Raw genomic sequence first — 11,341 nt, 5'->3', positions numbered from 1 at the left:
ATTCAAGTCGGACCGTTGTTCAACGTACCCCTCCAGAAACTCACCAACCGATTCCATTCTGTCGGATGGATGTCGACCGTCTCTTCATTTTCGGCTTCCCGGGGTTGTACAAGATCGACTTTCACAAGTTTTGTGTGAAAGGCATCCCCCAGGTCTCGCACGAACTCTCCAGCAAAACGATCGACACTTCCACCGGTGATGCGTATTAGGTTCAGCTTTTCAATCGCCGTGTGATACCGTTCAGCGAATCCTCTATTGACATTCGAAAGTTGGATCGAGCGACGCCGCCGGATCCGGTCATAAAATTAAACCATTGCTTTGCCAGAATCTTTGTCATAGATGAAACTTGCACAACATACCTCGAAGCCTAGTTGATGAAACAGATTGATCTCCTTGCCGAGCAGCGACACCACGACCTCTGTTAGCATTTTTGAAGGCGGATTGCAGTCAGTGCCACTATCAAACTAGCGAAGTCCTGCTCGAGATATATAAGTGCGTTCTTTGCTAGAGGAAATCTTAAAACTCATGTTTAGTTGATTGGCAAGTTAATTGCACGGTGTGTGTTTCGAGGAGGAACTCACATGACAATTACGCTGTCGATGTGGCCGCGACGACGGCGGCCAAAAAAGACAGGGTCTAGGACGGTCCCGAACGCTTTTCTCGTGGATTCCCAGTGATATCTCATCAAAGACCTGTTTGGAGACGACGGACCGTCTCCGCTGGGAGGGCGCCCTCGTGTCGATGTCCGAGCCTGTTTGGAGGGGATTCACTGGATACCCAAAACAGGTGCTCCTTGGAAATACTTACCAGACCGATGCCCCTCGCCTTGTACCTGTTGTCGTCGCCATCGAGATTGGACAGAATTTGGCCTCATCGTCAAAGCTTGGGAAAGACTGCTCAAACGCATGGACTGCAGACAGCTGCTCAGCTGGTCGCAGGCAATGGGTGACGGCACCTTTTCGCCTGCAAAAAGTTCAGCCTGTCGGCGAACTCGCCGAACGCGGACCTTGACGTTGGTACAACCAAAAGGAAAAAGGCACCAAGCTGATGCGAATGACCGAAGGCCAGGGTATCTCCATCTCGGCACAGTTTGCTGAAGTTCATACGATCGAAACACTCGATGAGGTCCGAGCCACAGACGTTTGTCCAGAGCGACTGCTTTAGGACAAAGCTGCCGATGCCGACTGGCTGCGTGAGGCACTTGGCTCTCGTGGCATCGAACAAATCACACCACATCGTTCGAATCAAACAACTCCTCCACTTCAAGATGACCGATCGCTTCGCCGCTATCGTCATCACTGGAAAATCGAACGCACCATCAGCTGGCACGGCAACTGGCGACGACTTCTCGTTCGCCACGAATATCACGCTCACCTCTTCGAAGGATTCGTCCTCTGGGCCTGTTTGCTACTATGCCTCAGATGGTTTTGAAACGCGCTCTAGCTAGGGCTGGTTCGACTATCAGGTTGCGGTACTTGACGTGATATATCAACTCTATTGAGTTAAGGTGACTTGTCTGATTCGGTGGGGACCGACACTTGCTATAGGTTGTTTTGATCACTGTTGTGACCGGTCGAGCGTATCCATTTTGCTCCCACGATCTTTCCGTCGAGACCGTTCCCACTAAGATCTTTGAGTGTGTGGCCGGTGCCTTCGTCGAATCGATAGCACACCAGAGTCTTTTCGTCGCTGCTCAATACTTCTGCCACATCGAAGTTGTCGCTGTAGCGGACAACGCGTGAAATACGAAGTTGATCGATAGCTCCTTGAAAAAATCTCCGTCCACCTCCATCGCAGCCGATGCGAAGTTCTTTCATGTTCCATTGGAGACCTTCATTTGGTTCAGCGCGTCGCTGGCCCTGCCAGATGCCGTTGATGTAATAGTTTAGGTAACGGCCATCATAAACCAGTGCTCGATGCTGACGTTCACCACCGACGAACGGCCCGTAAGCGTTTTCGTACGGGGTTTTACCCTTGACCGCTGCGCCGCTGATCCGTTCTCCCTGTCCAGTATGTCCACCATCGAATAGCGACATCCATTCGCCGCTATTCCCATCGCTTCCCAGGAAGACGATGGTCCCATTGTCACTGTATGTAGCTGAGGTGACGAATGCTTCGATTGTGAATTGTGGATAATTCCAGTTGATACCGTTCACCTCGACATAATCGTCTTTGCCATCGAATTGTAAACCTCCTGTCGGTTTGTTCTGCGTGAGACTGGGAATTGGCGTATTTGTCCAGGATGAGATTGTCGGAGCAAACAAAAGAAGAAGGGGTGTGACAAGTACCATAAAGATGGCGATGAGGACGACGAAGCGTGAAGAATTAGGTTTCTTTGGAGTCACTGCCGCTATTTTCTTTGATGGGGTTCGGCCACCAGAAAGTGAAGTCACTTTCCCACCATTATGTAATGCTCTCCCGCTTGTCGTGAGAATTTCGGCAACCTCCTGTGCGTTTGAGAAACGAACTTCGCGATCCTTTTCCATTAAGCGGGATATGAGTTCGCACAACCATTGCGGTGTCTCAGGAATGACGTCGGGAATAGGGCGAGGTTCGTCTTCGCAAACTCGCTTGAGCACAGCGACTGTGCTGGCCGCCCGAAATGGCGGGCGACCACTGGTCATCTGATAAAGAACACTTCCCAGACTAAACAGATCGGTCCGACGGTCAAGACTTTCACCGCGCGCTTGTTCGGGGGCCATGTACATGGGCGTCCCGGCGATGACCCCCGATTGTGTCATACTGGCGTCATCGACAGCCCGAGCCAATCCGAAGTCCGAAATTTTGACACGCTCGACCGGTCCATCAGACAGCAGAATATTGGAAGGTTTGATGTCACGATGAATCAAATTCACAGCATGTGCAGCCGCGAGACCAGAAGCAATTTGCTGACCGATTCGGAGAACATCTTCTACATCGAATGGGCCGTTTTCGTTCATTCGTTGTTGCAGTGTGTGACCGGAGACGTACTCCATCACGATGTACGGGATCGGTTCATCTTCGACTGCGTGAATTGAGACAATATTTTCGTGAGGGACAGCAGCAGCTGTTCGTGCTTCGCGCAGAAATCTTTTGCGCGGTGGAGAAGTCGACGCGAGATCCGGGCTCATCATCTTGATGGCCACGACACGGTGAAGCTTTGTATCGAACGCTTTCGCAACAATGCCGAATGCTCCTCGACCAAGAATTGACTCAATATCGTAATGTCCAAGTCGCCCGATGAGTCCGTCGCGATCTGTGGGTTTGAGATACTTGCGAAATTCTGCTTCGCCAGTCGTAGTCGGATCATCTTCCGATGGAGAATCAGACATCAACGTCTCTTCAAACGCCGAATCCGATGCAGCGACAGGTGTCTCCAGGAACTTGCTGGCCTGCTCGCTCGATCTGAAGAGTTCTTCGACCTGCTGGCGGAGTTGCTCGTTGTCACCGCAAGCCTGATCGATATATGCCGCTCGTGCAGCTGGATCATCGATCTCAAGGGATGCTAGGAAGATCTGGCGTTCATTCATGGCTGTTTCCGGCACCGATGGTGAGTAGACCAGTCTCGATTGTTGCAAACCCAACCGGATTGCGGTTTGGGTTCGGGGAAGTCCGGGCTATTTCTCGTGGCGCCCTTTTCGCGTGATATGCGCCAAGAATTTTAAGAATGATCCAGATTTCGTTGTCACGGTGAATCATTGAGGGCATTTTGCACCTCTCGAAGAAGCCAGGCTTTGGCGAAAGACCATAGCCGGTCGGCAGTTCGAGGCGAGATTTCCAGAGTCTCCGCTGCGTCGTGCCCTGTCAATCCTGCGAAATACCGAAGTTTGACTAACTCACATGCAACTGGATCAATCTTTTGAAATCGCCGCAATGCCTCGTCCAGCGCTTCGATCAGATCGTCTTCGTTCTCTTCCGGAATCTCGTCCAGTTGGAGGGTAATTCTCTGACAATCACCGCCATGTTTTAGTCGATTTCGCTTCCGCGCCCGATCAATCAGGATGCGACGCATTGCTTCGGCGGCAGCACCGAAGAAGTGACGTCGGCTCGACCAGTGCTGCGAGTAACTCACATCGACAAGGCGCAGCCAAACCTCGTGAACGAGTGCCGTGGCTTGTAGCGTCTGGCCCGGACTTTCCGACTCGAGCTTGTCCGCTGCCAGTTTGCGCAGCTCATCATAGACGAGAGGTAGCAATGCTTCGGCAGACGAAGAGTCGCCCCGCTCGATCTGAAACAATATCTCGGTGACACTGGACATCGAGTCAAACTACTAGACCGAGCAGCTCAACTCAATTGTCCGGTACTTGAAAAGTTTCTGAGCGGATTCCACAACCGTATCACACTCTAGCTGCAAGAGAACAACCGCGAATACCCTCCTCCAAAGCAACAAATACCACAGACTCAGAACTCATGCGTTCGGCTAAAAAAGGAGAAACGTCAGCGTCGAACAGGAGAATTAAGTCGCTCTGGCCACTTCAAAAATGGCACGAAGCGTCTATTTCATAAATGCCTCGGGTCACATCGTTCGGAGTCTATTGTTGGAATCCTGAGCGACACATGAAACTGGAAGAATATCCGGTCGTCGATGTTTTCAACAAGACTCCAAATACTTGTGAACCAGTGGCCGGCTTCCTACGTCTATGGTTTGAGGTTGGGTAATACCGACCGCCAATCACAAACAAGAAAACTACGAGTTTCAAGTTCGATGCCGCCCATACGGTCAAATCGCAGAAGCGAGTGTTTGGATTCGCAAAGTTCTGACGGTCAGTCAGCCTATTGTGGCTTGCTGAGTGAAGGAAGTTTTGCGCCCAAACCACGCTTGTGATGCTTGGTAACAACTGGATTCAGCTCTAAGCCCGGTGTCACAAGCACCGGGCTTTTCTTTTGCAGAAGCCAGATGTTCTTTGTCTGCCGTCTTGAATATCGAGTTCATCAGCAGAGGAAACTGGGTCGGTAGCTCAAACGGGGAAGCACCTGTCTGACGACCAGGCCAAGCAACCGAGGTCGCCGACCAATGATTGAAGAAGAACGACAGGTTGCAGTAGTCGAACATGCCGGTTCAAATCCCAATACGCTGACTCAACAACACTGCGGTGTGGCCCAATCGTAGGGCAGCTCCCTGTTAAGGAGACATATGTAGGTTCGAATCCTGCCACCGCAGCTTGATGGAAGTCATCCGACCTGAAGCAAGGTTTTGCCGCGGTAGTTGAACACTGCTTGAAAACAGGTGCGGCAAATCACCGTTACGGGTTCGAGTCCCATGGCTTCTGCTAAAATGGGTCAAAAACTAGAAGGGGAAACAAAGATGTCATTGAGGCCAGACGACTTCGAAATCATCCATAACGAAGTTCGCTTGATCTGTGAAACTTGGAATCTTGTTCTGGATCTTTTCAAGGAAGATGAAGACATTGAAGTGCTGGACCAGTCCGGATCAACAGCGTGGGCATTGATAGGGAACGCTTTGCTTGATTCGATCTTGTTGAGCTTGACGCGGCTGGTAGATAACAACAAGAAGACGATGCGGCTTCAGAGGATTGTCTCCGCAAGTTCGGATGCGAACCTGCGGCAAAAACTGGAGTTTCAGTTAAATGAGTTTGAGTGGAAGGCAGCTCCGTTCATCAAACACCGAAATCGGCGTGTCGCACATCGCAACCAAAAGGTCGCTCGCGGAGAATCCGTACTTCCAATGATCAGCTTTGACGATTTTGAATCACTTCTCGGAGATCTGCGTCAATTGATGAATACCGTTTACCAGTCTCGCGAAGACTCAGTTTTCGCGTACGATTTAACGAGCCGAATTGGTGACGGCAGAGAAGTCCTAAATTGTCTTCGAAATGGTTTGAGACTGTCCGCGTTGCGGGAGGCTGCGTGGGATGGATCACGGACTGAGAAAGAATTACTCGCCGAACTTCGAAAGTATCCGAGTGCGGGGTAGTTTTTGCTGGTAGAAATCCGTTGCTTTGAACGACAGGTCCGCAGTTTCGATTACGGCTCCCGCAATTCAATAGGAAGAACTACCATCGTGCGCTCACTTGCCTCAATGGTAAGTGTGCTCGGTTGCTGGTGCGGCAATTGGACCGACCACTTTGAACGACTGAGTACGCAAACTCCGGCAAAGCAACGCGGTCGAGAGTCTGGTGATTCTGTGGGTTCGACTCCCATCAGGTCCACTGACACGACTGGACTCTCGGTTCAACTGGAGGCAACTTGGGCTGTGGTCCAGTGAATGACAATTCCGGGTTCCGAAAGTGCGTCAACGAGACCGAACACGCCAGACCGTCACGATTAGAGTGGGAATCCAACCAAATAAGATTGCAGATGCAATGGACACGGGAATGGGCACACCATGTTCGGGGCCACTGTAAGGATCGAAGAGATCGATCACGAGATACTCAACTCCGAATGCCGTGACAATCAGAGCTGCCCAACCGCTGAACGTCCAGAACACGATTGCGAGAATCTTCTTCATCATGGTGTATCGGGCGTGAACCGATGCAAGCTGTCACGCATGTTTGAATGATCTATTCAGAATGCTCCGCAAAAAACTGCAACGACTTCCATCTTTTGAGCGGCAGTCCGGGTGTGGCTCCAACTGAGTCCATCGACAATTCCTCACAGCAGGGATTTTGGGTCTATCGGCCTAAACTCCGGCGAAATTGGGAGTTAAGATTGAAGATTGGTAGTCATTGCTGTTCGTACGTTGTATCAATCAATAAAAAACCAAGAAATTCTGCAAAACTGTCGCAGATTGAATCGTCACTCCAAGTAAAGCATATGGATAGTCAGGAGTCATTCACCAGTCCCACACTTCTCCGACGCTTAAGCCGTCGAGAGCGGGATGAGAGTGCATGGCGAGAATTTGTAAATCGATACGGCGTACGCATCCGGGCTTGGTGTCTGAAGCGAAGGCTCAACCCAACAGATGCCGATGATGTCACCCAGGATGTGTTACTTCGACTTGCAAAATACATTGAGAAGTTTGACTACGACACAGACCAGAGTTTTCGCGGTTGGCTGAGACGTATTACGGAGAATTCTGTTCGTGATTTCGTCAAATCGCAACGCAAGCTGAATGAGATTGTTGGCACCGGCATTCTGCTAAGACTTGACGAGATTCGATCGCCGCAGAGTCTCGTAGAACGACTTGAGGAAGTATTTGATTTGGAATTGTTGGAAGAAGCGAAGTCACGCGTCAGCAGTCGAGTGAACAGTCAACGCTGGCTCGCCTGGCAATTGACAGCTCAAGATGGAGTGCCGGCCAACGAAGTCGCCACACGTCTGGGAATGCCCATCGCTACGGTCTATTCCTCGCGATTTCAGATCCAGGAATATGTTCGGCAGGAAATTGAATTTCTCGAAGGGGTTTCAGACTCCTCTTGACCAAGTTCGATGCATCAACATCTTCAGAAAGTTGACTCTTCGCCTGATCGCTGCGGTCACATAGACGAGAAAATAGATGGCCAATGAACCTCAAACCAGCGCCTGTCTGCCTCAAGACTTGCTCATCGGACTGCTCCTGGACTCCCTGACCAAGGAAGAACAGCTGTACACGGCTGAGCATGTGCAAACATGTAAAATCTGTCAGCGCGAACTTGAGACGATTTGCGAGGACCGCGCGATCAAGCTGCCCGAATCGTCATCGGTGGAGAGCGAATCTGGGGACGATTCAATCGCCAATTGGAGCGGGAAGCTTGCTCAAAAGTTGATGGGGAAGCTTCAACAGGATCGTCCTGTTCCGACGGCCGATTCGCCAATGCAGGCGACAATCATCTCCTCTGAGGAAGCTTCCGCTGCGAGTGAACAGACGGTGTCACGCGGTGCGATGGATTCTGAGACTTCTCTCACTCAGCAACATTCTTCGCGTGCTGGTTCTTCCATTGAATTGCACATTTCCGAAACGTTTGGTCGTTACAAGGTTGAGAAGATCCTGGGGCAGGGCGCGATGGGGGCTGTCTATCTGGCGCGAGATACACAACTTGACCGCGACGTCGCGCTTAAAATTCCGAAATTCGGATTGAACAACAATGTCGGCGATCAAGAACTCTTGGAACGCTTTTATCGCGAAGCACGCGCAGCAGCCACACTTCGCAGCCCGTACATTTGCCCTGTGCACGATGTCGGCGAGATCGAAGGTCAGCACTACATCAGTATGGCTTATATCGAAGGGCGACCGCTGAAAGACTTCACGAAGTCGAAAAAGAAACACTCCGAAAGGCAGATCGTCACAACGGTGCGAAAACTCGCCCAAGGACTCGCTGAGGCGCACGAGATTGGGGTCGTCCACCGAGACCTGAAGCCTGCCAACATCATGGTGGACAGGAAAGGCGAACCGGTTGTGATGGACTTCGGCTTGGCCCGCCGCAGTTCCAGCGACGATGTTCAGGTCACACAAAGCGGTGCCATTATGGGCACACCCGCGTATATGTCTCCCGAGCAAGTCGAGGGTGATCAAGACAAAATTGGCCCTCAAGCGGATATCTATGCGTTGGGCATCATCATGTACGAATTAATCACTGGCGAAATGCCCTACAAAGGGAGCCTGATGTCGATCCTGAAGCAAATCGCCCTTAACAATCCAAAAAAGCCATCCGAACTGCGTCCGAATCTCGATCCTCGTCTGGAAAGAATCTGCCTGAAAATGATCGCTGGAGATCGCGAGCAACGCTACCAGTCCATGAACGATGTGGCTGCCGATCTTCAGGAAGTCATAAAAACACCCGCTCCAACAAAGAAGAAAGACAAAAACAATCCCACAAAATCGCAGACCAATTCAAAGTCGGCTGGCACGCCGAGCGAAGAATCAACTCCAGTTTTGATTTCGGTTCAAGAACCGCAGTCTTATGCGGAACGACTACGCAAGTCCAAACTTAAAGTGACGAAGAGCAATTCGTCAGTTAAGCAGAAGACCGCCAACCTAAACGGCAACCATAGAAAAATGCTTGCCTGGACCGGAGGAGCGATCGCGGGAATTCTGCTGCTGTTTGGAATTCTCATCACATTCAAATCCAAAGACGGGACGATCACGCTTGAGATTCCTGATGGCTACGAGGATCGAGTGGTCATTGAGGTTCTGTCGAACGGTGAAACAGTCGGAGAAGGCTGGAGAATCACGCCTGACATGAAGTCAAAAACTCTCAACGTTCAAATCGGGCAAGTGAAACTGAAGATCAAAGATGGATTTGCAGATAGCTACACGCTCACGCCAAACGAGTTCACGCTTGGAAAAACGCAAATTGTCAAACTGACGCGGATTGGAGGTAAGTCGCCAACCACAGAACCCGTCGCAGGGAATGCTTCGACATCGGACCCACGTCGTTTCGTTGAGTGGATCTTGTCGAACGGAGGTGACGCAATCGTCAATGGTCTGACACTGAAGAAAATCGACGATCTCAGTCAGATCTCCGGTTCCGATTTCAACGTAACCAGCATCGGTCTTTCGAACAAACCGAATGCAGTCACTTCGGATTTCGATGCTCTGCCGAAGTTGACTCAATTAGAGGCAATTCATCTTCACTCTTGTGGCGTCGATGACTCAATCGGAAAGCAGATTGAACAGCTTTCCAGACTGGAATATCTCACTCTCAATGGTTGTCCTGTGAGTAACGAGTGTTTGAAGCACCTGGAAAAACTGAGCAACCTTAATAATCTACAACTGAACGGAACTAAGATCACCGACGACGGAATGGCTTCCGTGAGACGACTTCCTAGTCTTGTCAGTCTGGCACTGATGGATACTGAAATTGGCGATGCCGGATTACAGCATCTCAAACATAGTCCCAGGTTGCGAACTCTCTTCCTAGGTTCCTCAAAGGTCACCACTGCGGGAGTTGCCGATTTTCGTGAGGCGAAGCCTGACTGCAATGTCGGATGGAGCGGCGAAACACAGCAGGCATTGGCGGCAGCAGGCTCCACGCAACAGAATTCCAATTCAATTGCGTCCAGTGCGGGACTTCAATTTGATGGTCTGGATGATTACGTGCATGTCCCTTCGATCACGTATGACGGAGAATCGCCGCTTACTATCGAAGTTCGCTTGCGATCAGATTCTCCGCAAGATTCACAGATATTGCGCATTCACGACGCAGGCAGTCCGTCACTCTACATTGGTTGGTACGAAAACCATGATCCAGCAATCTCGTTCTACAATCACCGCCCAACCGCGACGGACTACTTTCGAGCAGAAGACCTTTGGGATGGGCATCCAACTGTGATTGCAGCAGTGGTTGATTCCGATGTGACCAGACTGTTTATCGATGGTCGCAAAATTGGTCTCACCAGGTCAGACTCTTTTCGTGCATTGTCTCAACACCGAGGTTTGTCGATCGGCGCAGAATTTACTCCAACACCACTTCATCACTTCAGAGGCGTGATCGAAGAAGTCCGCCTTTCTGGTGCTGCTCTCTATGATGAGGATTATATCCCACCGGTACGCTTCGACGCTCGCTCAGACACACTTGCTCTCTACAAATTTAACGAAGGGACTGGTGATATCCTCAAAGACTCCTCCGGCAACGGGCACGATGGAAAAGTCTACGGAGCAACGTGGGTCAGTCCGATCAATACTTCACAAGTCGCGGGTACCAACTTTGCGCTGGACTTCAATCCCACCGGAAAGTTGCCTGCCACCGATGGCGTTCGTATCCCCGAGCTGATTGATGATGGCAGCGTGCAAACAATTGAGTTCTGGAGTCAGCGACGCAATACCGAAAGCACCGAAAAAGATTTCGATGCACATCTCAACATTGTCTGTTTTGGAACCGGCTTCGGCGTGGCCTCCAGTGATGAAAATGAATTTTCGTTTACCGTCAGGCTGCCCGAAGATGAAAGACCATTGTTCAAATTGGGGTCAAACCCGGGGATCGAACAGCCTGTTCATGTTGCAGGAATTCGCGATTTCGACAAACGCGAGTATCGGCTGTACATCGATGGGAATTTTATCGCCAGTAAACCATTTGGAACCTTGTTGGACATGGCAGCACCATTGTCGATTTGTGATCAGAACTATCAACCAGAGTTGCGAATGTATTCCGGTTGGATCGACGAAGTCCGGCTTTCCAGCATCCCGCGTTACGATTCTGACTTTGTCCCGTTGAAAAGATTCGAAACGGACAGCAACACAACAGCCTTGTACCACTTCGACGAAGGCACCGGCGATCTCCTTAAAGACTCCTCCGGTAATGGACACGATGGCAAAATCTTCGGCGCCAAGTGGGTGTCAGTTCCTTCAGCCTCCGTTTCTGAACGAGACATCGCGGAGTGAGTTCTATCAAAAGGTGGGCGTACGAGTCTGGTCGTGGGGACTTACGACAACTGGCGCGTAATAAGCTGACACCTCTATAAACAACTTAATTCACGACTAGAG

General features: G+C 50.7%; 10 protein-coding genes and 1 tRNA gene. 7 read left to right on the top strand and 4 right to left on the bottom strand.

The window, feature by feature from the left end; translation table 11 throughout:
- The 3 genes from AB1L42_RS23675 to AB1L42_RS23665 form a co-directional block, all read left to right on the top strand.
- On the top strand, window positions 1-209 hold a 209-nt coding region (locus AB1L42_RS23675), incomplete at its 5' end, for a hypothetical protein (protein WP_367062654.1).
- Window positions 210-683: 474 nt separating this feature from the next.
- Window positions 684-1,097 (top strand): transposase, encoded by a 414-nt coding sequence (locus AB1L42_RS23670; RefSeq protein WP_367062659.1) that lies wholly within the window; start codon window positions 684-686, stop codon window positions 1,095-1,097.
- A 91-nt stretch (window positions 1,098-1,188) separates the two neighbouring features.
- Window positions 1,189-1,431: a transposase gene (locus tag AB1L42_RS23665; protein WP_367062656.1), complete on the top strand. Its 243-nt coding sequence runs from the start codon at window positions 1,189-1,191 to the stop codon at window positions 1,429-1,431.
- Window positions 1,432-1,541: 110 nt separating this feature from the next.
- Here the strand turns inward: AB1L42_RS23665 and AB1L42_RS23660 are convergent, their stop codons facing one another.
- The 3 genes from AB1L42_RS23660 to AB1L42_RS23650 form a co-directional block, all read right to left on the bottom strand.
- The gene (locus tag AB1L42_RS23660; RefSeq protein ID WP_367062652.1) at window positions 1,542-3,509 is read right to left on the bottom strand and encodes a protein kinase; all 1,968 of its coding nucleotides are present in this window, start codon (window positions 3,507-3,509) and stop codon (window positions 1,542-1,544) included.
- A gap of 155 nt (window positions 3,510-3,664) precedes the next feature.
- Window positions 3,665-4,237: a sigma-70 family RNA polymerase sigma factor gene (locus AB1L42_RS23655; protein WP_367062648.1), complete on the bottom strand. Its 573-nt coding sequence runs from the start codon at window positions 4,235-4,237 to the stop codon at window positions 3,665-3,667.
- 510 nt (window positions 4,238-4,747) lie between these two features.
- Window positions 4,748-5,032, bottom strand: a complete 285-nt coding sequence (locus AB1L42_RS23650; protein WP_367062645.1) for a hypothetical protein — start codon at window positions 5,030-5,032, stop codon at window positions 4,748-4,750.
- A gap of 36 nt (window positions 5,033-5,068) precedes the next feature.
- On the opposite strand from AB1L42_RS23650, the gene AB1L42_RS23645 reads away from it, so the two are divergent.
- Together AB1L42_RS23645 and AB1L42_RS23640 are read left to right on the top strand one after the other, a co-directional pair.
- Window positions 5,069-5,140 (top strand) — tRNA-Asn (locus tag AB1L42_RS23645).
- Window positions 5,141-5,284: 144 nt separating this feature from the next.
- Window positions 5,285-5,914, top strand: coding sequence for a hypothetical protein (locus AB1L42_RS23640; RefSeq protein ID WP_367062642.1), 630 nt, complete (start codon window positions 5,285-5,287; stop codon window positions 5,912-5,914).
- A 318-nt stretch (window positions 5,915-6,232) separates the two neighbouring features.
- Here the strand turns inward: AB1L42_RS23640 and AB1L42_RS23635 are convergent, their stop codons facing one another.
- Window positions 6,233-6,451, bottom strand: a complete 219-nt coding sequence (locus tag AB1L42_RS23635) for a hypothetical protein (protein ID WP_367062639.1) — start codon at window positions 6,449-6,451, stop codon at window positions 6,233-6,235.
- 302 nt (window positions 6,452-6,753) lie between these two features.
- Between AB1L42_RS23635 and AB1L42_RS23630 the strand changes: the two genes are divergently transcribed.
- Window positions 6,754-7,359 carry a sigma-70 family RNA polymerase sigma factor gene (locus AB1L42_RS23630; RefSeq protein WP_367062636.1) on the top strand — a complete coding sequence of 202 codons (606 nt, stop codon included), beginning with the start codon at window positions 6,754-6,756 and terminating at the stop codon, window positions 7,357-7,359.
- 76 nt (window positions 7,360-7,435) lie between these two features.
- Complete coding sequence (locus tag AB1L42_RS23625; protein ID WP_367062633.1) at window positions 7,436-11,239, top strand: protein kinase; 3,804 nt, start codon at window positions 7,436-7,438, stop codon at window positions 11,237-11,239.
- The last annotated feature ends 102 nt before the right edge of the window (window positions 11,240-11,341 follow it).

Source organism: Thalassoglobus sp. JC818 (genome assembly GCF_040717535.1).
GTDB lineage: Bacteria > Planctomycetota > Planctomycetia > Planctomycetales > Planctomycetaceae > Thalassoglobus.
The sequence above is the reverse complement of the archived record's forward strand: the minus strand, read 5'-3'. Positions and strand labels throughout refer to the sequence as shown.